The 25,397-nt window shown below is 72.9% G+C and carries 27 protein-coding genes; 16 read left to right on the top strand and 11 right to left on the bottom strand.

Going from position 1 to position 25,397, the window contains the following annotated elements; all coding sequences use genetic code 11:
- Positions 1–276 precede the first annotated feature (276 nt).
- The 3 genes from ACIQJT_RS09480 to ACIQJT_RS09470 are packed head-to-tail and all read left to right on the top strand — an operon-like array spanning position 277 to position 3,096.
- Positions 277–1,182, top strand: coding sequence for a universal stress protein (locus ACIQJT_RS09480; protein WP_402641492.1), 906 nt, complete (start codon positions 277–279; stop codon positions 1,180–1,182).
- A gap of 25 nt (positions 1,183–1,207) precedes the next feature.
- Positions 1,208–2,230 (top strand): zinc-dependent alcohol dehydrogenase, encoded by a 1,023-nt coding sequence (locus ACIQJT_RS09475; RefSeq protein WP_402641489.1) that lies wholly within the window; start codon positions 1,208–1,210, stop codon positions 2,228–2,230.
- Complete coding sequence (locus tag ACIQJT_RS09470) at positions 2,227–3,096, top strand: universal stress protein (protein WP_402641486.1); 870 nt, start codon at positions 2,227–2,229, stop codon at positions 3,094–3,096. The genes ACIQJT_RS09475 and ACIQJT_RS09470 overlap by 4 nt, the downstream gene beginning before the upstream one ends.
- A 10-nt stretch (positions 3,097–3,106) precedes the next feature.
- Here the strand turns inward: ACIQJT_RS09470 and ppk2 are convergent, their stop codons facing one another.
- Complete coding sequence (gene ppk2, locus ACIQJT_RS09465; protein WP_365448472.1) at positions 3,107–3,910, bottom strand: polyphosphate kinase 2; 804 nt, start codon at positions 3,908–3,910, stop codon at positions 3,107–3,109.
- Positions 3,911–4,128: 218 nt separating this feature from the next.
- Between ppk2 and ACIQJT_RS09460 the strand changes: the two genes are divergently transcribed.
- Complete coding sequence (locus ACIQJT_RS09460) at positions 4,129–4,536, top strand: CoA-binding protein (protein WP_402641481.1); 408 nt, start codon at positions 4,129–4,131, stop codon at positions 4,534–4,536.
- 41 nt (positions 4,537–4,577) lie between these two features.
- On the top strand, positions 4,578–5,789 hold the full coding sequence (locus tag ACIQJT_RS09455; protein WP_402641478.1) for a 4-hydroxybenzoate 3-monooxygenase: 1,212 nt from the start codon (positions 4,578–4,580) through the stop codon (positions 5,787–5,789).
- A gap of 4 nt (positions 5,790–5,793) precedes the next feature.
- Here ACIQJT_RS09455 and ACIQJT_RS09450 read toward each other — a convergent pair whose 3' ends face one another.
- Positions 5,794–6,153 carry a metalloregulator ArsR/SmtB family transcription factor gene (locus ACIQJT_RS09450; protein WP_365448466.1) on the bottom strand — a complete coding sequence of 120 codons (360 nt, stop codon included), beginning with the start codon at positions 6,151–6,153 and terminating at the stop codon, positions 5,794–5,796.
- A 9-nt stretch (positions 6,154–6,162) separates the two neighbouring features.
- Between ACIQJT_RS09450 and ACIQJT_RS09445 the strand changes: the two genes are divergently transcribed.
- Positions 6,163–7,269, top strand: a complete 1,107-nt coding sequence (locus tag ACIQJT_RS09445) for a cation diffusion facilitator family transporter (RefSeq protein ID WP_402641474.1) — start codon at positions 6,163–6,165, stop codon at positions 7,267–7,269.
- 2 nt (positions 7,270–7,271) lie between these two features.
- On the opposite strand, the gene ACIQJT_RS09440 is transcribed toward ACIQJT_RS09445, so the two are convergent.
- Both ACIQJT_RS09440 and ACIQJT_RS09435 read right to left on the bottom strand, forming a co-directional pair.
- On the bottom strand, positions 7,272–7,829 hold the full coding sequence (locus tag ACIQJT_RS09440; protein ID WP_053847496.1) for a YbaK/EbsC family protein: 558 nt from the start codon (positions 7,827–7,829) through the stop codon (positions 7,272–7,274).
- A gap of 20 nt (positions 7,830–7,849) precedes the next feature.
- Positions 7,850–8,422 carry an XRE family transcriptional regulator gene (locus ACIQJT_RS09435; RefSeq protein ID WP_053847495.1) on the bottom strand — a complete coding sequence of 191 codons (573 nt, stop codon included), beginning with the start codon at positions 8,420–8,422 and terminating at the stop codon, positions 7,850–7,852.
- 93 nt (positions 8,423–8,515) lie between these two features.
- On the opposite strand from ACIQJT_RS09435, the gene ACIQJT_RS09430 reads away from it, so the two are divergent.
- A complete protein-coding gene (locus tag ACIQJT_RS09430) occupies positions 8,516–9,373 on the top strand; it encodes an EamA family transporter (RefSeq protein ID WP_402641471.1) in 858 nt (285 codons plus the stop codon).
- A gap of 96 nt (positions 9,374–9,469) precedes the next feature.
- Here the strand turns inward: ACIQJT_RS09430 and ACIQJT_RS09425 are convergent, their stop codons facing one another.
- Positions 9,470–10,225: an acyltransferase gene (locus ACIQJT_RS09425; protein ID WP_402641468.1), complete on the bottom strand. Its 756-nt coding sequence runs from the start codon at positions 10,223–10,225 to the stop codon at positions 9,470–9,472.
- Positions 10,226–10,331: 106 nt separating this feature from the next.
- Between ACIQJT_RS09425 and ACIQJT_RS09420 the strand changes: the two genes are divergently transcribed.
- Positions 10,332–10,865, top strand: coding sequence for a gamma carbonic anhydrase family protein (locus ACIQJT_RS09420; protein ID WP_402641465.1), 534 nt, complete (start codon positions 10,332–10,334; stop codon positions 10,863–10,865).
- A gap of 3 nt (positions 10,866–10,868) precedes the next feature.
- On the opposite strand, the gene ACIQJT_RS09415 is transcribed toward ACIQJT_RS09420, so the two are convergent.
- On the bottom strand, positions 10,869–11,531 hold the full coding sequence (locus tag ACIQJT_RS09415) for a DedA family protein (RefSeq protein WP_365448456.1): 663 nt from the start codon (positions 11,529–11,531) through the stop codon (positions 10,869–10,871).
- Between the two features lie 99 nt (positions 11,532–11,630).
- Positions 11,631–13,415 carry an RICIN domain-containing protein gene (locus ACIQJT_RS09410; RefSeq protein ID WP_402641462.1) on the bottom strand — a complete coding sequence of 595 codons (1,785 nt, stop codon included), beginning with the start codon at positions 13,413–13,415 and terminating at the stop codon, positions 11,631–11,633.
- Between the two features lie 463 nt (positions 13,416–13,878).
- On the opposite strand from ACIQJT_RS09410, the gene galU reads away from it, so the two are divergent.
- Positions 13,879–14,829 (top strand): UTP--glucose-1-phosphate uridylyltransferase GalU, encoded by a 951-nt coding sequence (galU, locus tag ACIQJT_RS09405; protein ID WP_402641459.1) that lies wholly within the window; start codon positions 13,879–13,881, stop codon positions 14,827–14,829.
- A 103-nt stretch (positions 14,830–14,932) separates the two neighbouring features.
- Here the strand turns inward: galU and ACIQJT_RS09400 are convergent, their stop codons facing one another.
- On the bottom strand, positions 14,933–15,370 hold the full coding sequence (locus ACIQJT_RS09400; RefSeq protein WP_402642589.1) for a DUF4442 domain-containing protein: 438 nt from the start codon (positions 15,368–15,370) through the stop codon (positions 14,933–14,935).
- A 178-nt stretch (positions 15,371–15,548) separates the two neighbouring features.
- Between ACIQJT_RS09400 and ACIQJT_RS09395 the strand changes: the two genes are divergently transcribed.
- Entirely contained in the window at positions 15,549–16,844 is a 1,296-nt protein-coding gene (locus ACIQJT_RS09395) for an MFS transporter (protein ID WP_402641455.1), read from the top strand.
- Positions 16,845–16,928: 84 nt separating this feature from the next.
- On the opposite strand, the gene ACIQJT_RS09390 is transcribed toward ACIQJT_RS09395, so the two are convergent.
- Both ACIQJT_RS09390 and tuf read right to left on the bottom strand, forming a co-directional pair.
- On the bottom strand, positions 16,929–17,774 hold the full coding sequence (locus tag ACIQJT_RS09390) for a spermidine synthase (protein WP_402641452.1): 846 nt from the start codon (positions 17,772–17,774) through the stop codon (positions 16,929–16,931).
- 88 nt (positions 17,775–17,862) lie between these two features.
- The gene (gene tuf / locus ACIQJT_RS09385; RefSeq protein ID WP_365448446.1) at positions 17,863–19,032 is read right to left on the bottom strand and encodes an elongation factor Tu; all 1,170 of its coding nucleotides are present in this window, start codon (positions 19,030–19,032) and stop codon (positions 17,863–17,865) included.
- 317 nt (positions 19,033–19,349) lie between these two features.
- Between tuf and ACIQJT_RS09380 the strand changes: the two genes are divergently transcribed.
- Positions 19,350–20,117: a TVP38/TMEM64 family protein gene (locus ACIQJT_RS09380; RefSeq protein WP_402641448.1), complete on the top strand. Its 768-nt coding sequence runs from the start codon at positions 19,350–19,352 to the stop codon at positions 20,115–20,117.
- Between the two features lie 43 nt (positions 20,118–20,160).
- Here ACIQJT_RS09380 and ACIQJT_RS09375 read toward each other — a convergent pair whose 3' ends face one another.
- Positions 20,161–21,330 carry a thiolase family protein gene (locus ACIQJT_RS09375; RefSeq protein ID WP_402641446.1) on the bottom strand — a complete coding sequence of 390 codons (1,170 nt, stop codon included), beginning with the start codon at positions 21,328–21,330 and terminating at the stop codon, positions 20,161–20,163.
- A 126-nt stretch (positions 21,331–21,456) separates the two neighbouring features.
- Between ACIQJT_RS09375 and ACIQJT_RS09370 the strand changes: the two genes are divergently transcribed.
- From ACIQJT_RS09370 to ACIQJT_RS09350, 5 genes are all read left to right on the top strand, one after another.
- Positions 21,457–21,927 carry a winged helix-turn-helix transcriptional regulator gene (locus ACIQJT_RS09370; RefSeq protein ID WP_402641443.1) on the top strand — a complete coding sequence of 157 codons (471 nt, stop codon included), beginning with the start codon at positions 21,457–21,459 and terminating at the stop codon, positions 21,925–21,927.
- A gap of 152 nt (positions 21,928–22,079) precedes the next feature.
- The gene (locus ACIQJT_RS09365; RefSeq protein ID WP_402641440.1) at positions 22,080–22,955 is read left to right on the top strand and encodes an undecaprenyl-diphosphate phosphatase; all 876 of its coding nucleotides are present in this window, start codon (positions 22,080–22,082) and stop codon (positions 22,953–22,955) included.
- Between the two features lie 431 nt (positions 22,956–23,386).
- Complete coding sequence (locus tag ACIQJT_RS09360) at positions 23,387–23,566, top strand: hypothetical protein (RefSeq protein WP_078936148.1); 180 nt, start codon at positions 23,387–23,389, stop codon at positions 23,564–23,566.
- Between the two features lie 45 nt (positions 23,567–23,611).
- Positions 23,612–24,784 (top strand): FAD-dependent monooxygenase, encoded by a 1,173-nt coding sequence (locus tag ACIQJT_RS09355; RefSeq protein WP_402641437.1) that lies wholly within the window; start codon positions 23,612–23,614, stop codon positions 24,782–24,784.
- A 93-nt stretch (positions 24,785–24,877) separates the two neighbouring features.
- On the top strand, positions 24,878–25,360 hold the full coding sequence (locus ACIQJT_RS09350) for a nuclear transport factor 2 family protein (RefSeq protein ID WP_365448434.1): 483 nt from the start codon (positions 24,878–24,880) through the stop codon (positions 25,358–25,360).
- Positions 25,361–25,397 lie beyond the last annotated feature (37 nt).

Genomic DNA, 25,397 nt, shown 5'->3' with positions numbered 1-25,397 from the left:
GGGAGGCGCGGCGGGCCCCCGGCAGGACGAGCCCGCCGCCTCCCCGTCCCGGCCCGCACGGACCGCACCGCACCGCACCGCACCGGCTCCACGGACCGCCCCGCGCAGAACCGCACCGACCGCCCCGCACCCACCGGCCGGCACCGACCCGCGTCGACCGGCCCGCGTCGACCGACCCGCGTCGACCGGCCCGGGTCGGTCGGCCCCCACCAGGGACGTACGGCCCCTGCCCCGGGCCCGTTCCGAGGACGACGCTGGAATCAGGAGGTGGAGATCATGGTCCGTACCGTCACCGTCGGTCTCGACGGCTCGCGTGAGAGCCGCGCGGCGGCCGAGTGGGCCGCCCGCGAGGCGGGACTGCTGGGTCTGCCGTTGCGGCTGGTCCACGTCTGGGAGCCGGTCCCCGACCCCGTCGCGCAGGCCCCCCTCCTCGGCGCGGAGACCCAGCAGCACTGGACCGAGCGGGTGCCCCGGGAGGCGGCGGAGGGCATCCGGTCGCGCCACCCCGGCCTGGACGTGAGCACCGCGCAGCTGTCCGGCCGACCCGCCGACGAGCTGCTGGACGCGGCGAAGGACGCCGAACTGCTGGTGCTCGGCTCGCGCGGACTGAGCGGGATCGGCGGGTTCATGGTCGGCTCGGTCGGCCTCTCCGTCGTGGCGCACGCCGAGCGGCCGGTGGTCCTGGTCCGCGCGGACCAGCAGGCCGCCGACGAGCACGAGAAGGATCCCGTCGGCATCCCGTCCGCCGCGACGCCGTTCCGGCCCGTCGTCCTCGGCCTCGACATCGAGAGCCCGGACGAGGAGCTGATCGCCTTCGCGTTCGCCGCCGCGGTCCGCCGCGGCACCTCCCTGCGGGTCGTGCACGGCTGGAACCCCCCTCCCCACTACGCCTACGGCCTCGCCGTGGACCTCGAACTCCACGCCGAGCTGGCCCGACGCGAGACCGTCGCCCTGGCCGGGGTCATGGCCCCGTGGCGCAAGGCGTTTCCGGACACCGAGGTCGCCGAGGAGTCGTTCTACGGCACCCCCGCGGGCCACCTCGTCGACGCCTCCCGCACGGCCTCCCTGGTCGTCGTGGGCCGGCGGGTCCGCCGCGCCGCGTTCGGCGCCCGCATCGGAGCCGTCACGCACGCCGTCCTGCACCACTCCATCGCCCCCGTCGCCGTCGTCCCGCACGACTGACGCCACACATCAAAGGAGTTGCCCCATGAAGGCAGCGGTCGTACGAGCCTTCGGCGAGCCCCTGGTCATCGAGGAGCGCCCCGACCCCGAGCCCGGCCCCGGCCAGGTCCGGGTCCGGGTCGAGGCCTCCGGGCTCTGCCACACCGACATCCACGCCGCCCGCGGCGACTGGCCCGTCAAGCCGAACCCGCCCTTCGTGCCGGGTCATGAAGGCGTCGGCCTTGTCGAGGAGCTGGGCGAGGGGGTCACCCACCTGTGCGTCGGACAGCGGGTCGCCGTGCCCTGGCTGGGCAAGGCCTGCGGGCGGTGCGAGCACTGCCTGTCCGGCTGGGAGACGCTGTGCGAGCGGCAGGTCAACACCGGCTACGGCTGCGACGGCGGTCACGCGGAGAAGATGCTGGCCTGGGCCGACTTCGCCCAGCCCGTCCCGCACGGCGTCACCGCCGTCGACGCCGCCCCGCTCACCTGCGCCGGCGTGACCACGTACAAGGCGCTCAAGGTCGCCGGTGTGCGGCCCGCCCAGCTCGTCGCGATCTCCGGGATCGGCGGACTCGGTCATCTGGCCGTCCAGTACGCGAAGATCGCCGGGGCGCAGGTCGCCGCGATCGACGTCACCGACGAGAAGCTGGAGCTCGCCGCCGAACTCGGCGCGGACATCCTCATCGACGCCCGCAAGCAGGACGTGGGCGAGACGCTGAAGAAGTACGGCGGAGCGCACGCGGCGATCGCCCTGGCGGTGAACGAGGACGCCTTCGCCGCCGTCAACGCCGGGCTCAGGCGCGGCGGGAAGCTCGTCATGGTCGCCCTGCCGGCCCACGGCACCGTCCAGGTGCCGATCTTCGACACCGTCCTCAACGGGACGAGTGTGATCGGTTCGATCGTCGGCACCCGGCAGGACCTCGCCGAGGTGTTCCGGTTGCACGCGGCCGGCCGGACCCGGGTGATCTCCGAGGTCCGTCCGCTCGACGCGGTCAACGAGGCCGTCGAGGACGTGCTGCGCGGCGAGGTCAGGGCCCGGATCGTGTTCGCCGCGAGTGCGGGAAGGTGAGCGTGACGGAGCTTCTGGTGGTGGTCGGCGTCGACGGGTCCGAGCCCAGCCTGCGGGCCGTCGACCGGGCCTCCGACGAGGCCGCACTGCGTGGCGTGCCGCTGCGGATCGTCAACGCCTGCCTCTGGGAACGCTACGAGGGCGCCGCTCTCGCCCATGATCTCGGCGAGCCGGTGGAGCGGGCCCTGCCGCAGGACCTGGTCCGGGCCGCCGTGCGGCGCGCCGGCACCCGTCACCCGGACCTGAAGGTGACCTCCGAGGTGATCTTCGAGGAGCCCGAGTACGCCCTGGTGCGGGAGAGCCGCGACGCGTCCGCGCTGGTGACGGGCACCCGTGGCCGCGGTGGCATGACCGAGGCGCTGCTCGGTTCGGTGAGCCTGACGGTGGCCGGGCACGCCCACTGCCCGGTGATCGTCGTCCGGGGCAGCCACGACAACCGGGCACGGTCCGGGCGGCACGGCCGCGTCGTCGTCGGGGTCGGCGCGAAGTCGACCTTGGACTTCGCCTTCGCGGAGGCCACGCGGCGCAAGGTACCCGTGGAGGCGATACGGGCCTGGCGGTGCCCGGCGCACGAGAGCACCGACCATCCGCTGCCGGCCGGGGAGCCCGCCCGGCTGCACGAGCAGCAGGCGGTGGACGTCCTGGAGGCGGCGCTCCGGGACGTGCCGGCCGATGCCGAGGTGCACCGCCGTACCGTCGAGGGCCCCGCCGGGACGGTGCTGGCGGGGGCCTCGCACCACGCCGACCTCCTGGTCATCGGCGCCCGGCGGCACCCGCGGCACTTCGGGCTCCAGCTCGGCCGGGTGGCCCACCGGGTGCTGCACCACTCGGACTGCCCGGTCGCGATCGTGCCCGAGGAAGGGTGAGCGGCTCCGCTCAGAGACTCGCCGCGTGGTCGGGGACGTAGGTCTGCAGATCGCGCGGCGGGCGTTCGTACCCGGTCGGCCGCGGCCGCTCGGGCAGTTCCAGGACCGGGGGCGGCACCTCGTGGTAGGGCAGGGATCCGAGCAGGTGGGCGATCATGTTCAGCCGCGCCCGGCGCTTGTCGTCGCTCTCCACGACGAACCAGGGCGCCTCGGAGATGTCGGTGTGCACCATCATCTCGTCCTTGGCACGGGAGTACGCCTCCCAGTGGGTGATGGACTCCAGGTCCATGGGTGACAGCTTCCAGCGCCGCAGCGGATCCTCCAGGCGTTTGCGGAACCGCTCCTGCTGCTCGGTGTCGCTCACCGAGAACCAGTACTTGCGCAGCACGATCCCCGCCTCGACGAGCATCCGTTCGAAGATCGGGCACTGGCGCAGGAAGAGCCGGTACTCCGCCTCGGTGCAGAAGCCCATGACGTGCTCGACGCCGGCGCGGTTGTACCAGGACCGGTCGAACAGCACGATCTCGCCGGGCGCCGGCAGGTGCTCGACGTACCGCTGGAAGTACCACTGGCCGCGTTCCCGCTCGGTCGGCTTCGGCAGGGCCGCGATCCGGGCCACACGGGGGTTGAGGTGTTCGGCGACCCGCTTGATGGTGCCGCCCTTGCCCGCCGCGTCCCGGCCCTCGAAGACCACGACCAGCCGGGCGCCCTCCGCGCGCACCCATTCCTGGAGCTTCACCAACTCCGTCTGGAGTCGCAGCAGTTCCTTCTCGTAGGTCTTGCGCGGCAGTTTCTCCGCGCCCTTCTCGGTCATGCCGCCTCCACCCTCCGACGACCGCCGGGACAGCCGTCCCGTGCCCGGGGTCGAACACCTGGGCGCCACCGTACGTTCCGGCGCCGGGCCGCGCACGCCGGAGGTCGGGACCGACCGCCCCGCGGGAGCGGGCCGGCGTGACCGGGCCCCCGGGAAGACCTGGAGGCCGGGCGGTGTTTCCCCCACGGCCCGTTTTCCGCTTCCCGAGGAGTTCCGACGTGTACGGCGACGCAGCGACGATCCGCAAGATCCTCACCGAACTCGGCGACACCTGGGCCGTCGTGGGCCTGTCGTCGAACCAGGGGCGCGCGGCCTACCGCGTCGCCGAGGTGCTCCAGCGCCACGGCAAGCGGATCGTGCCGGTCCACCCCAACGCGGAGACCGTGCACGGCGAGCAGGGGTACGCCTCCCTCGCGGACATCCCGTTCGACGTGGACGTGGTCGACGTGTTCGTGAACAGCGACCTCGCCGGAGCGGTCGCCGACGAGGCCGTCGCCAAGGGGGCGAAGGCGGTGTGGTTCCAGCTGGACGTCGTCGACGAGTCCGCGTACGAGCGCACCCGCGCGGCCGGCCTCGACATGGTCATGGACCGGTGCCCGGCGATCGAGATCCCCCGTCTGGGCTGAGTTCCCTCCCCGCCCCCGCCGGGGGCCGACATAATGACCGGGTGACCTCCCACCCCAACTCCGTTGCCCCACAGCGTGTTCCGGTCGTGATAGTCGGGGCCGGGCCGGCCGGACTGACGATCGGCAACATCCTGCGGGCCGCGGGTGTCGACTGCCTCGTACTGGAGGTGGAGACCCGAGAGTTCATCGAGCAGCGGCCCCGCGCTGGCGTCATCGAGGAGTGGGCGGTACGGGGTCTGGAGCGGCGCGGTCTCGCCGACAGCCTGCTGGAGCGCGCCCAGTCGCACACCGAGTGCGAGTTCCGCTTCGCCGGCGACCGCTTCCGCTTCGCCTACGGCGAGCTGACGGGACAGCACCACTTCGTCTACCCGCAGCCCCTGCTGGTCACCGACCTGGTCCGCGAGTACGCCGACGTCAGGGGCGGCGAGATCCGCTTCGGCGTGCGGGACGTCCTCCTGCACGACCTGGAGTCGCCCAGGCCGTCCGTGTCGTACACCGACGCGGACTCGGGCGAACGGCACCTGGTGGAGTGCGAGTTCGTGGCCGGCTGCGACGGGGCCCGCGGGGTGAGCCGCACCGTCCTGCCCAAAACCACGAACATCGCCCGGCACGACTACGGCGTCGGCTGGCTGGCGCTGCTCGCCGAGGCGCCGCCGTCCTCCGACTGCGTCCTGTTCGGCATCCACCCGAACGGTTTCGCCGGGCACATGGCCCGCAGCCCCGAGGTCACCCGCTACTACCTGGAGTGCCCGCCGGGCGACGACCCCGGGAACTGGCCCCACGAGCGTGTCTGGGCCGAACTCCAGCAGCGTCTGGGCGCGGACGGCGTCCCGCCGCTCACCGAGGGCCGGCTGATCGAGAAGCGCGTCCTCGACATGCACAACTACGTGGTCGAGCCCATGACGTTCGGCCGTCTGTTCCTCGCGGGGGACGCCGCCCACCTGACCGCGCCCATCGCGGCGAAGGGCATGAACCTCGCCCTGCACGACGCGTTCCTGCTCGGCGACGCGCTCGTCGCCTACCTCGGCAAGGGCGACGGGAGCGGCCTCGACGGCTACTCGGAGGCCTGTCTGCGGCGCGTGTGGGACTACCAGGAGTTCTCCCAGTGGCTCTCCGAGGTCTACCACGGCACCTCGTCGGGCGACGAGTACCGCGCGGGCACCACCTTCGCCCGCCTCCGCCGCCTGTTCACCTCCCCGGCCGCCGCCGCGGCCTTCGCGGAGCAGTACCTCGGTACGGCGGCCGCGTACTGACCTCTCAGTCGTGCACCGGCCGGTCGCTGAGCCGGTGGTCGGCCACGTTCAGGGCCTCGTCGACGAGCCGGCGCAGATGGCCGTCGCGCAGTGCGTAGACCACCCGGCGGCCCTCCTTGCGCGTGCTGACCAGCCCGGCCAGCCGGAGCCGCGCCAGGTGCTGGCTGACCGCGGGCCGGGCCGCCCCGCACGCCTCGGTGAGCGTCGTGACGTCGGCCTCTCCCCCGGTCAGGGCGTGCAGCAGCGCGAGGCGGGTGCGGTCGCCAAGCAGGGCGAGGACCTCGGCGGCGAGGGCGAACTGCTCCTCGCCGGGGGTGCGCGGGTGCGCATCGTGCGCAGATGACAGGTGCATGCGTGCGCTCATACGCACATAATGGCGGGGTGGGCGCGCCACGTCCACCACCGCGCGCACCGGAAGGGGCAGCACGTGAGCCACCACGAGCACGGTCACGACCATCCGCACGGGCACGAGCACGGGCATGACCACGGGCGCCACGGCCTCCGTCACCGCCTGGCGCATCTCCTGACCCCGCACTCCCACGAGACCGCCGACAAGATCGACGCCGCCCTGGAGTCCTCCGCCCGCGGCATGCGCGCCCTGTGGGTCTCACTGGCGGTGCTGGGGATCACGGCCCTGGCCCAGGCGGTCGTAGTGGCCGTGTCCGGGTCCGTCGCGCTGCTCGGCGACACGGTGCACAACGCGGCGGACGCGCTGACCGCCGTACCGCTGGGCATCGCCTTCGTGCTGGGCCGGCGTGCGGCCACCCGCCGGTTCACGTACGGCTACGGCCGCGCCGAGGATCTCGCGGGCATCGTGATCGTGCTGACGATCGCCGCGAGCGCGGCCTTCGCGGGGTGGGCGGCGATCGACCGGCTGCTCGATCCCCGTCCCGTGGCACACGTCCCGGCGGTCGCCGCGGCCGCGCTGGTGGGCTTCGCGGGCAACGAGTGGGTGGCCCGCCACCGCATCCGGGTGGGCCGGGACATCGGCTCGGCGGCACTAGTGGCGGACGGACTGCACGCCCGCACCGACGGGTTCACCTCACTGGCCGTGCTCGCCGGGGCCGGCGGTTCGGCCCTGGGCTGGCAACTGGCCGACCCGCTCGTGGGGTTGGCGATCACGGCCGCGATCACGCTGGTGCTGCGGGACGCCGCCCGCGAGGTGTTCCGGCGGGTGCTCGACGCCGTCGACCCGGAGCTCGTCGACCGGGCCGAGGCCGCCCTGCGGGAGGTCGAAGGGGTGCGAGGGGTGGGCGAGTTGCGGCTCCGCTGGATCGGGCACCGGTTGCGCGCGGAGGTGGCGGTCGTGGTGGACGGGAAGATGACGGTACGTCAGTCGCACGCGGTGGCCGTGGCGGCGGAGCACGCCCTGCTGCACGCGGTGCCCCGGCTCACCGCGGCCCTGGTGCACGCCGATCCGGCGCCGGTGCCGGGCGAGCCCGACCCGCACCACGCGCTCGCCCACCACGCGCCGGCCTGAGCTCAGGCGACGCCGAGCCCCTCCAGCACCACGGCGCCCGGCAGTTCCGCGAACGCCTTGCCCGGCACCAGCAGTTTCCCCCGACGCCGCCCGCTGCCGACCAGGACGTAGGGCAGGTCCACCACGGCCGAGTCGATCAACAGCGGCCAGCCGGCGGGGAGTCCGATCGGGGTGATGCCGCCGTACTCCATGCCGCTCTCCCCGGTCGCCGTGTCCATCGGGGCGAAGGACGCCTTGCGGGCGCCGAGCTGGCGGCGGACGACTCCGTTGACGTCGGCCCGGGTGGTGGACAGCACCACGCACGCGGCGAGCGTGGTCTCGCCGCCGCGCTTGCCGGCCACCACCACACAGTTCGCCGACTGCTCCAGGAGCTCCCGGCCGTAGTGCTCGACGAAGACCGCGGTGTCGGCCCACTGCGGGTCGGTGTCGACGTACACGATCTGCTCGGCGGGGACGCTGCCGCTCCAGTGGCGTACGGCGTCGGCGACCGGTCGGATCAGCTCGTCGAGGGCGGCGGGGGCGGGGGTGGCGTGGTCGAAGTGTCCGATGGGTGCGTCCATGGCGGCACGCTAACAGCCGCTCAGGGCACGGCCGGCACCGAGACCGCCAGCATCCACCGCGCGGGGACGTCGCCCTGGTTGGCGTAGACGTGCTCGGCGTCGGCCTCGAAGGTGACGCTCGCCCCGGTGGGGACCAGGTGCTCGACGCCGTCGACGGTCAGGGTCATCTCGCCCTCGGTGACGTGCAGGATCTCGACCGTCCCGGCGGGGTGCGGGTCCGACCTGCTGCTCTCGCCCGGCATCATCAGCCACTCCCACATCTCCAGCGGGCCGGGGGCCTCCGCGCCCGCGAGGAGCCGGCTCCAGCTTCCCGCCTCCGTGCTCCACAGCCGCACCACCTGCTCGGGCGGGACGACCCGCACCTTGGGCCCCTGCTCGTAGTCGAGCAGCGTGGTGATGCTGATGCCGAGGGCGTCACCGATCTTCACGACGGTGCCGAGGCTGGGGTTGGTGCGGGCCTGCTCGATCTGGATCAGCATGCCGCGGCTGACTCCGGCCCGGGCGGCGAGAGTGTCCAGGGTGAAGCCGCGCTCGGTCCGCCAGCGCTTGACGTTGCGCGCGAGGGACTGGGTCAGCAGGTCGAGGTCCGACACGTCACGTCCAATATTCTGTATGACACAGTGCAACTGAATGAACTACGGTGGGGTGCACCCGATCGTTCACCGAACTGTACTGCGAGGCGAGCCGTGACAGCATTCTTCGCCCTGGCCACCAGCCTGCTGTGGGGCCTGGCCGACTTCGGCGGCGGGGTGCTGACCCGGCGGCTCCCCGCGCTCACGGTGGTGGTGGTCTCCCAGGCGCTCGCGGCGGCGGTGCTCGGCGCGATCGTGGTGGCGACGGGCGGCTGGAGCGAGGCGGGTCCCCGGCTGTGGTTCGCGTTCGCCGCGGGACTGGCCGGGCCGGTCGCCCTCATCTGCTTCTACAGGGCGCTCGCGCTGGGCCCGATGGGAGTCGTCTCCCCGCTGGGCACGCTCAGCGTGGCGGTCCCGGTCGGCGTGGGCCTCCTCCTCGGCGAGCGTCCCGGGCCGGTGCAGGCAGCGGGCATCGCGGTGGCCGTGACCGGGGTGGTCCTGGCGGGCGGCCCCCAGTTGCGCGGAGCCCCGGTGCAGCGCGAGGCGATCGTCCTCACGCTGATCGCGGCCCTCGGCTTCGGCACGGTCTTCGCCCTGATCGCGGAGGCGTCCACGACCGTCCCCGGCCTGTTCCTCGCCCTGTTCGTCCAGCGCCTGGTCAGCGTGGCGGTGGGGGGCGCCGCTCTGTACGGCTCGGTGAAGCGGGGCACCCCCGCCTTCCCGGTCCCCGGCTTCCCCTGGACGTCCCTCCCCGCTCTCGCCTTCGTCGGCCTCGCGGACGTGGCGGCCAACGGCACGTACGCGGTGGCCGCCCAGCACGGCCCGGTCACCGTGGCCGCGGTCCTCGCCTCCCTCTACCCGGTGGTGACGGCCCTGGCCGCCCGTGGCCTCCTCGGCGAACGCCTGCGCACCCTCCAGGCGGCGGGCGCGGGCCTGGCCCTGGTGGGCACCCTGCTCCTGGCGACGGGGTGAGGCTCCGGCGCACCCCTCCAGGGCGCGGGAATTGCGCGACCGGCCCCACGAACCCGCAGCCGCCCGGCAACCGAACCGGGCACTCGCCAGGTGCGTTCAGTCCAGCTCAGCCAACTTCGCCACCGTCTCCTCGTCCAGCCCCGCCAACGCGCTCAACTCCTCCGCCGTCGCCCCCGGAGGGATCGGCACCGGCGCCGGCGTGCGCAGCGGCGGCTGCCACCCCTCCTCGGCCGTCCACCGCCTGACGACCCGAGCGGGCGCCCCCGCGACCACGGCGTGGTCCGGCACCACCCCACGGACGACGGCACCGGCGGCCACGACGACGTTCCGCCCGATCCGGGCCCCGGGCAGGATCACCGCCCCGGTCCCGATCCAGCACCCCGAACCGATCTCCACCGGCTCCATCCGCGGCCACTGCTTGCCGATGGGCTCGTGGGGATCGTCGTACGAGTGATTCGTCGAGGTGACGTACACATAGGGCCCGAAGTAGCAGTCGCTGCCGATGGTCACCGTGGTGTCGGCGATGACATGGCTGCCGCGGCCCAGCACGACCCCGTCGCCGATGCGCAGGATCGGATCCGGGCCGAGGTCCAGGTCGGGCATCAGGCCCGCGGTCAGGGTGACCTGCTCGCCGACGATGCAGTGGGAACCCACATGGATCCACGGCTCGCCGAACACCGTGCCGAGCGGAAAGGCCAGCCGGGTGTGCGCCCCCAGCGCGCCGAAGCGGAAGCGCCCCGGGCGCTCGGCGGTGACGGACCCGGTGCGCTGCACCCAGGCCCAGCCCGCGTGGACGGCACGCTGCACGACGCGGCCCCGCCAGGATGAGAACGTGTTCTTGCTCTTCGGCACGAGCTCACCGTACTGAGCGCACGCCGTCCGCATGAGACCGCGGGGTTGTGATCTTCGCCCCAACCGGGTGGCGTACCGTGCGGGACATCACGAACCAGGAGGCGGAATGGCGCACAAGGCGTTGATCACGGGCATCGGCGGAAGGGAACCGCAGATCGACGAGGGGGCCTTCGTGGCACCCACCGCATCGGTGATCGGAGACGTGACGCTACGGGCGGGGGCCAGCCTCTGGTACGGCGCGGTGGCCCGCGGCGATGTAGAACGCATCTCAGTCGGCGCCCGGAGCAACATCCAGGACAACTGCACTCTGCACGCCGATCCCGGCTTCCCGGTGACGATCGGCGAGCGCGTGTCCGTGGGGCACAACGCCGTCGTCCACGGCGCCACGGTCGAGGACGACTGTCTGATCGGCATGGGCGCGACCGTGCTGAACGGCGCGGTGATCGGGGCCGGTTCCCTGGTCGCGGCCCAGGCACTGGTGCCGCAGGGCATGCGGGTCCCGCCCGGTTCGCTGGTCGCGGGCGTGCCGGCGAAGGTGCGGCGGGAGCTGACGGAGGAGGAGCGGCAGGGGGTCACCCTGAACGGCACGCTCTACGCGGACCTGTCCAAGGCCCACCAGGAGGTGCACGAGAAGCCGTGAGGCTCAGTCGGCGGCCGGGACGGTCTCCGGCTCGGCCGCCTGCTTCCGGGCCGCCGCCGTCGCCGTGGCCTTCGCCGCCTTGCGCTTGAGCACCAGCATCGAGGTCAGCCCGATCAGCACGGCCAGCACGAGCCCGAGCCACGAGAACCGCTTCAGCCAGGACTCCGCGACGATCCCGACGTAGTAGATGACCGCCGTCGTACCCCCGGCCCAGACGATCCCGCCCAGCACATTGGCGATCAGGAACTTCCAGTACGGCATCCGCAGCACACCGGCGAGCGGTCCGGCGAAGATCCTCAGCAGCGCGACGAAGCGGCCGAAGAAGACCGCCCACATGCCCCACTTCTCGAAGGACCGCTCGGCCGTGGCCACATGGCCCTCGCTGAAGTGCCGGGGGAACTTGTTGCCGAGCCAGGCGAGCAGCGGCCGTCCGCCCTTGCGTCCGATCGCGTACCCGATGGAGTCGCCGACGACCGCGCCGACGCTGGCGCACGCGCCGAGGACCACCGGGTTGATACCCGCGTGCTGCGAGGACAGCAGCGCCGCGGAGACCAGGATGATCTCGCCGGGCAGCGGGATGCCCAGGCTCTCCAGGCCGATGACCAGGCCCACCAGGGCGTAGACGGCGGCCGGGGGCACGGTGTCGAGCCATTCCTGGACGTGCAACGCCGGTTCCTCCCAAGTCGCGTTCCCGGCGTGCGTCACCTTCCGACGCACGCCCGGGAAGCCTACCGGTTCGGGAGAACCGGCGTCGGGGGCACGGACTCACCCGCCGAGGCCCGGCCCCGCACCGGCGGCGAGTGCGCCGAGGACCGACGCTCCGGACGCCGTCGCCGACGTCGCGGTGTCCAGGACCGCGCCCACCGCCGGTCGGGCCCGCTCGACGGGAACGGCCGGCCCGGCGTCACCGTGGCCGGCCTGGGCCACCCGCGTCCCGTACCGCTCGGGCGGGCTTCCGTCCCGGTCCGAGGGCCGGCCGGAATCCTGGTCCCGGTGGGCGTCGGGACCGGAGGGCGGGGAGGGCGGCGCCGACGGGGCGAGACCGGGTGGGACGAGGTCGCCGGGACCCGCCGGGAGCCGGTCCGGGTCCGTGTCCCGCCCCGGTCCCGTGTCCTGCGGCGCGTGTGTGCCCTGCTGCGCGGACGCGTTCGCGTCGGCGGACTGCAGCAGCCACCGCTGTCCCTGCGACCCGTCGCGATCGGTGACGACGACGGACTCCCCCTCGCCCGGCGCGACCAGGAGCCCCTTCCCGCCGCGCAGCAGCAGTTCGCCGCGCACGGTGAGGTCGTAGCGGACCTCTCCCGTGCCGGTCAGGCAGTCGGCGACCACGACCGACCGCTTCTCGGCGTCCGCGTCGAGGCAGAGCCGCGGGTCGGCGGCGCTGCGCAGCAGTCCGTCCTCCAGGTAGGTCCACTGCTGGGACGCGGCGGAGGAGCATGCCGCGAGCACGGCCCGTGTGCCGTCCGCGGTCCGCGTGCCGTGGGTGTCCAGGCACCGGCCGTCGCCGGCGTTGCGGAGCGTGCCGTGGCCGGTCTCGCCGGCCTCGCCCACGGAGGCGGTGGACGGGGCGTCCCGGGAGACCTGCGACGGGTTCGGCCGTACGGTGTTGCCGCTCACCGCACCCCAGGTGGCGCCGGGCACGGGGACACCGTCGTCGGACCAGCCCTTGGCGACCAGCACCGTCGCGAGCAGGACCAGGGAGGTCAGACCGGCCCCCACGAGAACCGCCCGGGCGCTCCTGCGCTGGGCGAGGAAGCCCGCCGGGGCGGGGCGGTGCCGTCCGCCGGGCTTGGCACGGGCCGCGCGGATCGGCGCCGGGGCGGGACGTCCGGCGGCACGCGCGGGCCGTGAGTCGAGATAGCGGTGGGCGCCCCAGCCGAGCACCGTCTCGGCGAGCAGCACCTCGAGGCCGCCCTCGAAGTGGCTGAGCTGTTCGGCGGCATGACGGCAGTAACGGCACTCCGTCAGATGCCTGCGGACATCGGGCAGAAGGTCCCCGCCCCGGCGAATCGGGACATCCAGGAGGCGATTGTAGAAACGGCATTCACTGGTCGGCGCGAGTTCCCGGTGGGCGCGGACGCATCCGGTGCGGAATTGCTCGCGCGCCTGTTCCAGGGCGGCTGCCGCACGGGTGGTGTCCACCCCCAGCAGACCGGCGGGTACGGATATGGGTTCGGCCTCGACCTCGGCATGCCACAGGAGACATTGGGAGGCACCGGGAAGGGCCCGGAATGCGCGCTCGGCGAGCAGTCGTCTTTCGGGGGTGGCGGACCTCGCGGCGCGCAGGCCGCGACCGCCGATCGTCTTGCGGAGTTCCGGCAGTACGGCGGAGATTTCGTCGTCCGCGGCCCACTCCTTGACGAACTCCCGCACCGCCACGAGCAGTTGGGGGCGCAGTGCACCGTCACCCGCCCGACCCAGCACACGGTGAAAAGCCGCGGCGGCCGCCATCGAGGCCGAACCCGACCAGGAGGCGAGGCAGATGACGGAGTATTCGTACGTGGCCTGCCAGTGTCGCGCCATCAACAGCGCGACGGCATGGCCGTCCACGCGGTTCCGCCCCAGCCCGGCCAGGAGATCGCGGTCGGACTCCGCCGGGGGCGATCCGGGGCGTGGCGGATAAGGGGGTCGTGGGGGGTGAGCGGATTGCACGGGACCAATTCCTTCCAAGCCGCAGGACCGCACGGAATATGCGCTCCTCGGAAAGCAGGCGCCTGATTGGTGCATACCTTTGCCGCGTCAGTGGAGACCCGGCCGTCGGGGGGCGCTCACCTTCGCACAATGAACGCGCAGCAAACAAGAAGATGGAGTGACCCGTGTTCAAAAAGAGTCGACTTCAGAAAAGTTACCGCTGGTATCCGCACCCGCATTCGAAATTACGCGGGAGTTGGGATCGAGTCGCGCCCGGCGGCCGGATGCCTGGCACACGAAATTCCCTCGCCCGGCCGGGTCCACAGCGGGCACCCAGGCATCTCCCGGTGTGCTCTCATTCCCGTGGCGCAGCATGTCCCGCATGATCGTCCCCCACGCGACCGACACCCCCGTCCCCGTCCGTACCGTCCGCAAGGCGGTCGTTCCGGCCGCCGGGCTCGGCACCCGGTTCCTGCCGGCGACCAAGGCGACGCCGAAGGAGATGCTCCCGGTCGTCGACAAGCCGGCCATCCAGTACGTCGTGGAGGAGGCCGCCGCGGCCGGGCTCGACGACGTCCTGATGGTCACCGGCCGCCACAAGGGGGCCATCGAGGACCACTTCGACAACGCCTTCGAGCTGGAGCAGGTCCTGGCCGCCAAGGGCGACGCGGTACGCCTCGACGCGGTGCGCGACCCCGCCCGGCTCGCCGCCATCCACCACATCCGGCAGGGCGAGCCGCTCGGACTCGGCCACGCGGTGCTCTGCGCCCGCCGCCACGTCGGCGACCAGCCGTTCGCCGTCCTCCTCGGCGACGACCTGATCGACCCGCGCGAGACCCTGCTCAGCACGATGCTCGACGTCCGCGAACGGCACACCGGGAGCGTGATCGCCCTCATGGAAATGGCGCGCGAGCAGATCCACCGCTACGGCTGCGCGGCGGTCGAGGCGACGGAGGAGGAGGGCGTGGTCCGCGTGACCGGCCTGGTCGAGAAGCCCTCCCCCGCGGACGCCCCGAGCGCCTACGCGGTCATCGGCCGCTATGTCCTCGACCCCGCCGTCTTCGACGTCCTGGAGCGGACCCCGCCGGGCCGCGGCGGCGAGATCCAGCTCACCGACGCCCTCCAGACGCTCGCGACCGACGGCACGGTCCACGGCGTCGTCTTCGACGGCCTGCGCCACGACACCGGCGACAAGGCGGACTACCTGCGCACGGTGGTCCGCCTGGCCTGCGCCCGCCCCGATCTCGGCCCGGAGTTCACCGACTGGCTCAAGGGGTTCGTGGGGCAGCTGGAGAGCGGCGAAGGGGTCGTACGGCGGCGGTCGGTGGCCTGAGCGACGGGCGACGGTGGTCGTGGTCACCGGGGGACCGGGACCGGCCCGGGACGGGACGGCCGCCGCCCCGCGCACATCGGTCACCCGAACATGGCGGTCCGGCTCAGCCGTTGGGCCGCAGGGTCCACACCACCGTCATCTCGTCCGTGACCGCCCCGTCCCCGCGACGGATCTCGATCGTGACTGGGAACTCCGGGCGCTTCCCGGCGTCGAGCTCTGCGACGACCTCGGAGGCCGGGCGGCCCAGGGTCGCCGTGGCGGTCACCGGGCCCATCGCGAGCTTGCGGTAGGCGATCTCGGCGTTGACGGCCAGCGGTACCGCGCGCGAGAGCTGGTCGCCGAACGCGGCCAGGACGACCGCCCCGCTGGCCGACTCGGCGAGCGTGAACATCGCACCGGCGTGCGGTCCGCCCACGTGGTTGTGGAACTCCCCCTGGTCGGGCAGGGCCACCACGACCTTCTCCGGGCCGGTCTCCAGGAACTCGAGGTTCAGGGTCCGCACCATGGGCACGGTGGCGGCGAGCATCTCGCCGACGGACATCTGGTCTGCGCTCATGTCCGGGATGTTACCCACGAGTAGATCGCGCTGACCAGGTCCGGTGCCAGTGATCGACGTCTCCTCGCAGCGGCCGGAAACGCGGTCGGCGCCGGGCGCCGTTCTCCCGGTCCGGCCCGCAGACGGTTTGGCAAGGCGGCACCCGGGCGGCGATAGTCAGCCGGTGACCCGCTCCGCCGACTCCTCCCGCGCCCGCAGACCCGCCTGGGCGAGCCGCAACTACAGCCTGCTGACCGCCGCCGCGTTCGTGACCAACCTGGGCAGCAACGGCGCCGTGATCGCCGCCGCGTTCGCCGTGCTGGCGGCGGGCGGCGACAGCGGCGACGTGGGTCTGGTGGCCGCCGCGCGCACCCTCCCGCTGGTGGTGTTCCTGCTGATCGGCGGCGCTGTGGCGGACCGCCTGCCCCGGCACCGCGTGATGGTCGCGGCCAACACCCTCAACTGCGTCTCGCAGGGCGCCTTCGCCGTCCTCGTCCTGACCGGCGAGCCCCGGTTGTGGCAGATGATGCTGCTCACCGCGCTCGGCGGGACCGGCCACGCGTTCTTCAGCCCGGCGGCCGAGGGGATGCTGCTGTCCACGGTGAGCGGTGAGCAGGCCGGCCGGGCCTTCGCGGTGTTCCGGATGGCGATGCAGGGCGCGGCGCTGGGCGGGGCCGCGCTCGGCGGCGCGATGGTCGCGGCCGTCGGTCCGGGCTGGGTGCTCGCGGCGGACGCCGTCGCCTTCGCCGCCGCGGGTTCGCTGCGCGCGCTCCTCGACGTCAGCCACATCCCGGCCCGCGCACCGGGTGCCGGCCTCCTCGCCGACCTCCGCGACGGCTGGCGCGAGGTCGCGGGGCGGCCGTGGCTGTGGGGCATCGTCGTCCAGTTCTCCGTCGCGAACGCGGTTCTGGGCGCCGCCGACGCCGTCTACGGCCCGCTCGTCGCCCGGGACCACCTGGGCGGGGCGGGGCCCTGGGGCGTGGCCCTCGGGTTCTTCGGCGCGGGCACGGTCGTGGGCGCCCTCCTCATGACCCGCTGGAAGCCGCAGCGCCTGCTGTTCACGGGCATCCTGTGCGTGTTCCCGCTGGCCCTGCCGTCCGCCGCGCTGGCCGTACCGGTCTCGGTGCCCGTGCTGTGCACGGCGATGTTCGTGGCCGGCGCGACCGTCGAGGTGTTCGGTGTCTCCTGGATGACCGCCCTGCACCAGGAGATACCGGAGGACAAGCTCTCCCGGGTCTCGGCCTACGACTGGTTCGGCTCGGTCGCCCTCATGCCGCTCGCGGCCGCGCTGGCCGGCCCGGCGGAGTCGGCGTTCGGCCGTGACACCGCCCTGTGGGGCTGCGCCGGCCTGATCGCGGCCGTCACGGCACTCGTCCTGTGCGTACCGGACGTCCGCAACCTGCGCCGCAACACCAAGCACATCACCCAGGCCCCGACCGACACGGCCGACACCGAACGCCCCGTCGGCGGACTCGGCTGACACCACGGCCTCCCGCGACAGTCCTCCGCACGCTGGAAGCCGTGACGCACGCCTCAGCAGCACCGAACAGGCCATCCGACCGACTCAGCCGACACCGAACGCCCCGTCGGGGGGCTCGGGTGACGGCACGGCGTCCTCGTCCCGTACCGGCCGGGCCGCGCCGATGAAGCCGCGCAGGCCCTCGCCGTGTTCGACCCGGGCGGGGAACGCGTCGGCCGCCGTACGCCGGGCCAGTGCCGCCGTGTCGAGTGGCCGTCGCGCCGCGACGAGCACGGCGTTCCCGAACCGCCGCCCGCGCAGCACCCCCGGCTCCGCGATCAGCACCAGTTCCTCGAACACCTCGGCGAAGTTCGCGAGTTGGGACCGCAGGAAGGCGAAGGGCGCCCCGTCGGCGAGGTTCGCGAGATAGACGCCGTCGCTCCGGAGCACCCGCGCGGCCTCGCGGGCGTACTCCAGCGACGTCAGGTGCGCCGGGACCCGCGAGCCTCCGAAGACGTCGGCGACCAGCACCTCCGCGTGGTCCGCCGGGGCGTTCTCCAGCCACGCCCGCGCATCGGCCGCGTGCAGGGCGATCCCGGCGCCGTGCGGGAGCGGCAGATGTTCGGCGACCAGCTCCAGCAGCCCCCGGTCGAACTCGACGACGTCCTGCCGCGACCCCGGCCGGGTGGCCGCGAGATACCGGGGCAACGTCAGCGCGCCCCCGCCGAGATGGACGACGTCCAGGGCCCGCCCCGGCTCCCCGACGCCGTCCAGGACGTGCCCGAGCCGCCGCGCGTACTCGAACTCCAGGTGCGTCGGCTCGTCGAGATCGACGTAGGACTGCGGAGCCCCGTCCACGGTCAGCAGCCAGGCCCTGGCACGGTCGACGTCGGGCATGAGCTTGGCGAAGCCGGAGTCGGTGGCCCTGGCGACGGGTATCGAGTCAGTCACCCGTCCAGTGTGCCGACTCAGCGACGCGGGGAACCGCGCGACCAGCCACGACCGGCCCGCGGTCCCCCGCACACGACGGCGACCGCCCTCACACGACGGCTGTCACGGTGCCCGCCCCCACGGTCCTCCCACCCTCACGGATGGCGAACCCGAGCCCCGCCTCCAAGGGCACGTCCCGGCCCAGTTCCACGGTCATGACCACCTGGTCCCCCGGCCGCGCGACGGCGACCTCGCCGAGGTCCACGTCTCCCACGACGTCCGCGGTACGGATGTAGAACTGCGGCCGGTACCCGGTGGTGACCGGTGTCGTACGACCGCCCTCGCGTGCCGACAGCACGTACACCTGCGCGGTGAAGCGACGACTCGGCACCACACTGCCCGGCGCGGCCACCACATGCCCCCGCCGGACCGCGTCCCGCGGCACGCCCCGCAGGAGCAGCGCCACGTTGTCCCCGGCCTGCGCCTCCTCCATCGGCTTGCCGAAGGTCTCGACGCCGGTCACCACCGTCTCCACGGCGGCCCCCAGCACCTCGACCCGGTCACCGACCCGCACGGTGCCCCGCTCGACCGCCCCGGTCACCACGGTCCCCCGGCCGGTGATGGTGAGCACGTTCTCGACGGGCATCAGGAAGGGCGCGTCGAGATACCGCTCGGGGATGGGCACGTACGTGTCCACCGCGTCCAGCAGCGCCTCGATCGACGCCGTCCAACGCGGGTCCCCGTCCAGGGCCTTGAGTCCCGAGACCCGTACGACGGGCACGGCGTCGCCGCCGTAGCCGTGCGCGGTGAGCAGTTCGCGGACCTCCAGTTCGACGAGCTCGACCAGCTCCTCGTCGGCCGCGTCCGCCTTGTTGAGGGCGACCACCACGTGGTCGACGCCCACCTGCCGCGCGAGCAGCACGTGTTCGGCGGTCTGCGGCATGATCCCGTCGAGCGCGGAGACGACGAGGATCGCCCCGTCGAGCTGCGCCGCCCCGGTGACCATGTTCTTGACGTAGTCGGCGTGGCCCGGCATGTCCACGTGCGCGTAGTGCCGGGTGTCGGTCTCGTACTCGACGTGCGCGATGTTGATGGTGATCCCGCGCGCGGCCTCCTCCGGGGCCCGGTCGATGCGGTCGAACGGCACGAACGTGCCGCTGCCGCGCTCGGCGAGGACCTTGGTGATGGCGGCGGTCAGGGTGGTCTTGCCGTGGTCGACGTGACCCATCGTGCCGATGTTCAGGTGCGGCTTGGTGCGCACATAAGCGGTTTTGGACATGGCTGTACCTCGAAGCCTCTTCGTGTTCACGGAAGAACGGGGACCCCGAGGACTGGCCGACCCTCCCCCTGCGGGGTCCGCCGGACTGTCCGGGAAGGGTCAGCTTCGGGCGCCGTCTGCGGCGGCCAGGAGAACGGGAACGGCAGCCTTCGGCGCATCCGCGACTGCGGATGCTGCGAGAGCGAAGGCGTACCGGAACATGACGCAGATCATGTCCGACGCGTCGTCCCACGTCGAACGGTTTTTCACGGCCGCCCGTCACACAACCGACGGCATCCGCGGGGCAATCACCCGCCGGTGTCGGTTACCGTCACAGGATGCTCGATGCCACCACCCGCTCTGGGGGCACCGCCACGGCCACTCCCCCGGCCCTCGCCACGGAGCTCGCTCTCCCCGTCCCCGCTCCGGTGCGTCTCACCGCCCGCTGCTCGAGAGTGCTGCTGTCGCCGTGGTCCCGGCTCTCCTTGCTGGTCGCGCTGCTCGCGGGCGCCGCGTCCACGGTCCTGCTGTTCGAGCCGCAGAGACTGCTCTCGGACGGCTGGCCGCCCCAGCTCGGCGGGGTCGCGGCCGCGGTCGTCTTCGGGGTGGCGTACGGGCTGTGCACGGTGGCGTTCGTACCGCGACCGCTGCTCAACCTCGCCGCGGGCGCGCTCTTCGGGTCGCAGCTCGGGCTGGCGTCGGCGCTCGCCGGCACGGTCCTCGGGGCGGGCATCGCCTTCGGGCTGGGCCGGGGCCTCGGGCAGGACGCGCTGCGGCCGTTGCTGCGGGGGCGGTGGCTGAAGGCGGCGGACGGGCAGTTGAGCCGGCACGGCTTCCGCTCGATGCTGGCGGCCCGGCTGTTTCCCGGTGTGCCGTTCGCCGCGGCGAACTACTGCGCCGCGGTCTCCCGCATGGGCTGTGTCCCGTTCCTCGCGGCGACGGCGCTCGGGTCGATCCCGAACACCGCCGCGTACGTCGTCGCCGGGGCGCGGGCTTCGGCGCCCACCTCGCCGGCCTTTGTGATCGCCCTGGCTGCGATCGCCCTGCCGGGCCTGGCGGGGGCGATCGTGGCGTGGCGCAAGCGGCACCGGCTGCGCCGCCCCTGAGCGCCTGACCGCGCGGCGCCGGCCGCGTTCCGGAAGGCGCTCCTCACACCCTTTCGAGGATCATCGCGTTGGCCAGTCCGCCCGCCTCGCACATGGTCTGGAGGGCGTAACGGGCCCCGCGTTCCCGCATCGCGTGCACCAGCGTCGTCGTCAGCCGGGTGCCGCTCGCGCCCAGGGGATGGCCGATCGCGATCGCACCCCCGTGGACGTTGACCTTGGCCAGGTCCGCCCCCGTCTCCTGCTGCCAGGCCAGGACCACGCTGGAGAACGCCTCGTTGACCTCGAAGAGGTCGATGTCGTCGACGGTGAGACCGGCCCGGCGCAGGACCTTCTCGGTGGCCGGCACCACTCCGGTCAGCATGAGGATCGGGTCGGAGCCGGTGACGGCGAACGAGTGCAGGCGGGCCAGGGGACGCAGGCCCAGGCGTTCGGCGGTCTCGCTCGACATGATCAGGACGGCCGAGGCCCCGTCGTTGACGGGGCTGGCGTTGCCCGCCGTGACGTTCCACTCGATCTGGGGGAAGCGCTCGGCGAAGGCCGGGTCGTAGTAGGCGGGCTTGAGGCCGGCGAGGATCTCGGTGGTGCTGCCCGGGCGTACGCACTCGTCGCGCGTGACGCCCTCCAGGGGCGCGACCTCGGCGTCGAAGAGGCCCTGCTCCCAGGCGGCCGCGGCCTTCCGGTGCGAGGAGACGGCGAACGCGTCCATCTGCTCGCGCGAGATCGACCACTTGGCGGCGATGAGCTCGGCGCTGATGCCCTGCGGGACCAGGCCCTCCTCGTAGCGTGCGGCGATGCCGGGACCGAAGGGGTCCTTGCCCTCGGGGACGTTGGACCACATCGGCACGCGGCTCATCGACTCGACCCCGCAGGCGACGACGATGTCGTAGGCGCCGGCGATCACGCCCTGCGCGGCGAAGTGCACGGCCTGCTGGGAGGAGCCGCACTGGCGGTCCACGGTGGTCGCCGGGACCGTCTCGGGGAAGCCGGCCGACAGGGCCGCGTAGCGGGTGGTGTTCATGGCCTGCTCGCCGACCTGGTCGACGGTGCCGCCGATGACGTCGTCGATGAGGGCCGGGTCGACGCCGGAGCGCTCCACGAGGGTGCGCAGGGTGTGGGCGAGGAGTTCGACGGGGTGCACGTGCGCGAGGGAGCCGTTCGGCTTGCCCTTGCCCACGGGGGTGCGTACGGCTTCGACGATGACTGCGTCACGCATGGTGCGTGCCTCCATCAATGAGGGCGATTACCGGCGAGTAGGAAATCCAAACTCACCATAGCCTTGCGAGTTGGAAAATCAAACCCTTTAAGTTGGAGAACCAAACCCTCGCCTAGACTGGGCATCATGGCCGCCACCCGAGACCCGCGCCCCTGCTCCATCGCCGACGCCCTGGCGCTCGTCGGCGAGAAGTACTCCCTGCTCGTGCTGCGCGAGGTCTGCCTGGGCAACGGCCGCTTCGACCAGCTCGTGCGCAACATCGGGGTCCCGCGCGACGTCCTGGCCACCCGGCTGCGCCGGCTGGTCGACGCCGGGATCCTGACCAAGCGGGTCTACAGCGAGCGGCCGCAGCGCTTCGAGTACCGGCCCACCCAGGCGGGACTGGAACTGGAGCCGGTGCTGCTGACGCTCATGGCATGGGGCGACCGGCACCTGCGCAAGGACGACGACCGGCCCATGGTCCTGGAGCACGTCTGCGGCCATGAACTGGAGCCCGTCGTCGTCTGCTCCGCCTGCCGCGGCACGGTCGTACACGAGGACCTGACGTCCCACCCGCAGGCCCCCGGCTGGACGGTGTCGGGCCCGACCGCCGCGTAGGCCCTAACCGGTCGCGCGTCCGGGCCCGACCGCCCCTGTGGCCGGGCCGTCACCGCGGGGCGCTACGCTGCCCTCGCACCCCGATCACCGCGCCCGGTGATGCGGCGCGCCCGACTTCCGTCACACGACCAGCACTTGGACGCCGTAACTTCATGTCTTGGTTCGAATCACTCATCCTCGGACTCGTCCAGGGGCTGACCGAGTTCCTCCCCGTCTCCTCCAGCGCGCACCTGCGGCTGACCGCGGCCTTCTCGGGCTGGAAGGACCCCGGGGCGGCCTTCACCGCGATCACCCAGATCGGCACCGAGGCCGCCGTCCTGATCTACTTCCGCAAGGACATCGGGCGGATCGTGGCGACGTGGAGCCGTTCCCTCGTCAAGAAGGAGCTGCGCAGCGACCACGACGCCCAGATGGGCTGGCTGGTGATCGTCGGGTCCATCCCCATCGGGGTGCTGGGGCTGCTGTTCAAGGACCAGATCGAGGGGCCGTTCCGCGATCTGCGCATCACCGCCACCATGCTGATCGTCGTCGGAATCGTCATCGGCGTCGCCGACCGGCTGGCGGCGCGCGACGAGACCGGCGGGCGGCACCGGGCACCCAAGCAGCGCAAGGGACTTGAGAACCTCGGCGTGAAGGACGGCCTGATCTTCGGCATGTGCCAGGCCATGGCCCTCGTGCCCGGGGTCTCCCGCTCCGGCGCCACCATCAGCGGCGGCCTCTTCATGGGCTACAAGCGCGAGTCCGCGGCCCGCTACTCCTTCCTCCTCGCCATTCCGGCCGTACTGGCCTCCGGGCTCTTCGAGTTGAAGGACGCGCTGGAGAGCGACCACGTCTCCTGGGGTCCGACGATCTTCGCCACGGTGATCGCCTTCGTCGTCGGCTACGCGGTCATCGCCTGGTTCATGAAGTTCATCTCGACCAAGAGCTTCATGCCCTTCGTCTGGTACCGGATCGCCCTCGGCATCGTCATCATCGCCCTGGTCACGATGGGCGTCCTGAGCCCGCACGCGGCGGAGTCGGCGGGCTGAGCCACAGGTGGCCCTGACACAGCGGTTCGCGCGGGTCAGGCCGGAGGACCTCCTGGACACCGGCTGGGCGGTGTGGGGGCTCATCCGGCACTGCCGCGGGTCGGGCGTCGACGCCGGCACGGTGGCCCTGCCGGACCGCGCGGTCTCCGGCGACCCGGACGCTGCTCCCGGCTTCCCGGACCACCTCGACGTCCACGACGGCTTCGGGGACCCGCCCCGGCTTCCTCGTCCCCGCGGCCGTCGTCGAGGTCACGCGCGGCCTCGACGCCATCGACACCGACACTCTGCCCGCCCGCCTGCCGGACTCCCCGGACGAGGCCCGTCCGCGGCACCGTCACGGGGCGCCCGCCCCGAAACCCGTGACCCATCACATACGTTGTGCGTAGCCGTCCGGTAGCGCACTGTCAGTGCTTGCCCCTAGGCTTGTGCGCATGTCCCCCGATTCCGTGACCCCTGGTTCCGTGCGGTCCGCTGCCGAGGTGAACGAGCAGATCCGGGCGCTGTGGATGCGCGCCGGCGGCACACTGTCGGCACAGGAGCGCGCGGAGTACGAGCTGTTGGTGGTCGAATGGGCGGCCGCGATCCGCGGTGACGTCATCAAGGCAGCCTGAACTCCCCCCAGGCAGCAGGCGCGTTCCTCGAAGTGAGGTCATGCCATGAGAGCGATCGTCGTGGGCGCCGGCATCGGTGGTCTCACCGCGACGCTGAGCCTGCGCCGGGCCGGCCATGACGTGACGCTCGTCGAGCAGTCGCGGCGGCTCTCCGAGATCGGCGCCGGCATCCAGCTCGCCCCCAACGCCACCCGCGTACTGCGCCGGCTGGGCCTGCTCGACGCCGTCGCGGAACACGCCGCCCGCCCCTCCCACGTGAGCTTCCGCACCTGGTCCGACGGCTCGGAGATCTGTCGCTACGTCATCGGCCCGGACGTGGAGGAGGAGTTCGGGGCGCCCTACCTCCAGCTCCACCGGGCCGATCTGCAACGGGTCCTGGTCGCCGCCGTACCGCCCGGCTCGCTGCGCCTGGCGACCGCCGTCGTGGGGATCGACCAGGACGACAAGGGGGCCCGGGTGACCACGGCGAGCGGTGAACGCCTGGACGCCGACCTCGTCGTGGCCGCCGACGGCATCCGCTCCGCCGCCCGTCAGTGGCTCTTCGGCGCGGACGAGGCGGTGTTCTCGCACACAGCCGCCTACCGGGCCCTGCTCCCGGCCGCCGAGGTCGCCGACCTGGACCTCCCGGAGTACGCCCTCTGGCTCGGCCCGAACCGCCATGTCGTCCACTACTGGCTGCGCCACGGCCGACTCCTCAACGTCGTGGCCGTGTTCGTGACCGACCGGGCGGCCCAGGAGTCGTGGACCGCGCGGGCGGAACCCGGCGAGCAGGTGCGCACCTTCGCCGGCTGGGACCCACGGCTGCTGACCCTCCTCGACCGCGCGGGCCAGGTCTTCCGCTACGGCATCCACAGCCGCGCCCCGCTCCCCCGCTGGAACGTCGGCCGGGTCACCCTCCTCGGCGACAGCGCCCACGCGATGGTGCCCTTCCAGGCCCAGGGCGCTGCCCAGGCCGTCATGGACGCGGCCGTCCTCGGCGACTGCCTCACCGGCGCGGCCCCCGACGAGGTGCCCGACGCGCTGGACCGGTACGTCCGCAGACGGGCCCCGGCCGCGACGGCCGTGCAGGCCGGTTCCGTCCGGGCCGGGCACGACTACCACGTGCCGGACGGCCCCGAGGCCGAGCAGCGCAACGCCCGCCTGGTCGCCCTCGCGGCCGAGAACAGGTTCGGCCCCCACTCGGCCGCCTGGCCGGTCGACGTCCTGGCCGACGGCTGAGAAACATCTCCCGCCGGGCGAGCCACGGCCGGGCCGTCCGAATGTCACCGCACGCCCCTTGGCTCGGCCCGTCCCATGCCCAACACTGAGCCGATGACGCAGCGTGTGGAGCTCGCGACCGTGATGGACCGGCTGGCCGTGGACGCACTCGTCACCGACTACGCCGTGGCCGTGGACGACGGCGATTGGGAGGCGTACCGAGGACTGTTCACGTCCGGCGGACGGGCCGACTACCGCTCGGCGGGCGGGGTGGAGGGGGACGCGCGGCGGGTCGCCGCATGGCTCGCGGAGAGCCTGGCGCCGTTCTCGATGCGACAGCACCTGATCGTCAACCGCCGCGTCCGGTTCGGCACCCTGGACCAGGACACCGGCGACACGGCCCGCGTCCAGGCCGACTACCTCAACCCCATGCGTCTCGCCGCCGACACCCCCTCCACCGCCCCCGACTTCGTCTGCGGCGGCCGCTACGCCTTCGCCCTGCTGCGCACGGACGACGGCTGGCGGCTCAGCGAGGTCGTCGTACGGGAGAAGTGGCGGCGTCTGCCGGACCCCCGGCCCGCACCTGTGATCAACTGAGCCGACACCCTCGGGTGGTCAACCGCACGCACTTCGG

Origin of the sequence: Streptomyces sp. NPDC091972, assembly GCF_044756385.1 — a bacterium.
In the GTDB taxonomy this organism is placed as follows: Bacteria; Actinomycetota; Actinomycetes; order Streptomycetales; family Streptomycetaceae; genus Streptomyces.
Note: the sequence above shows the minus strand (reverse complement) of the source record. Positions and strands in the feature narration are given on the sequence as shown.

Coding starts and splice junctions, on each gene's coding strand:
- galU (WP_402641459.1), top strand. CDS start 13,879: ATGATCGTCCCCCACGCGACCGACACCCCCGTCCCCGTCCGTACCGTC.
- tuf (WP_365448446.1), bottom strand. CDS start 19,032: ATGTCCAAAACCGCTTATGTGCGCACCAAGCCGCACCTGAACATCGGC.
- ACIQJT_RS09475 (WP_402641489.1), top strand. CDS start 1,208: ATGAAGGCAGCGGTCGTACGAGCCTTCGGCGAGCCCCTGGTCATCGAG.
- ppk2 (WP_365448472.1), bottom strand. CDS start 3,910: ATGACCGAGAAGGGCGCGGAGAAACTGCCGCGCAAGACCTACGAGAAG.
- ACIQJT_RS09440 (WP_053847496.1), bottom strand. CDS start 7,829: ATGGACGCACCCATCGGACACTTCGACCACGCCACCCCCGCCCCCGCC.
- ACIQJT_RS09480 (WP_402641492.1), top strand. CDS start 277: ATGGTCCGTACCGTCACCGTCGGTCTCGACGGCTCGCGTGAGAGCCGC.
- ACIQJT_RS09370 (WP_402641443.1), top strand. CDS start 21,457: ATGGCCGCCACCCGAGACCCGCGCCCCTGCTCCATCGCCGACGCCCTG.
- ACIQJT_RS09445 (WP_402641474.1), top strand. CDS start 6,163: ATGGCGGGGTGGGCGCGCCACGTCCACCACCGCGCGCACCGGAAGGGG.
- ACIQJT_RS09420 (WP_402641465.1), top strand. CDS start 10,332: ATGGCGCACAAGGCGTTGATCACGGGCATCGGCGGAAGGGAACCGCAG.
- ACIQJT_RS09400 (WP_402642589.1), bottom strand. CDS start 15,370: ATGTCCGTCGGCGAGATGCTCGCCGCCACCGTGCCCATGGTGCGGACC.
- ACIQJT_RS09380 (WP_402641448.1), top strand. CDS start 19,350: ATGCTCGATGCCACCACCCGCTCTGGGGGCACCGCCACGGCCACTCCC.
- ACIQJT_RS09450 (WP_365448466.1), bottom strand. CDS start 6,153: ATGAGCGCACGCATGCACCTGTCATCTGCGCACGATGCGCACCCGCGC.
- ACIQJT_RS09365 (WP_402641440.1), top strand. CDS start 22,080: ATGTCTTGGTTCGAATCACTCATCCTCGGACTCGTCCAGGGGCTGACC.
- ACIQJT_RS09360 (WP_078936148.1), top strand. CDS start 23,387: ATGTCCCCCGATTCCGTGACCCCTGGTTCCGTGCGGTCCGCTGCCGAG.
- ACIQJT_RS09355 (WP_402641437.1), top strand. CDS start 23,612: ATGAGAGCGATCGTCGTGGGCGCCGGCATCGGTGGTCTCACCGCGACG.
- ACIQJT_RS09375 (WP_402641446.1), bottom strand. CDS start 21,330: ATGCGTGACGCAGTCATCGTCGAAGCCGTACGCACCCCCGTGGGCAAG.
- ACIQJT_RS09350 (WP_365448434.1), top strand. CDS start 24,878: ATGACGCAGCGTGTGGAGCTCGCGACCGTGATGGACCGGCTGGCCGTG.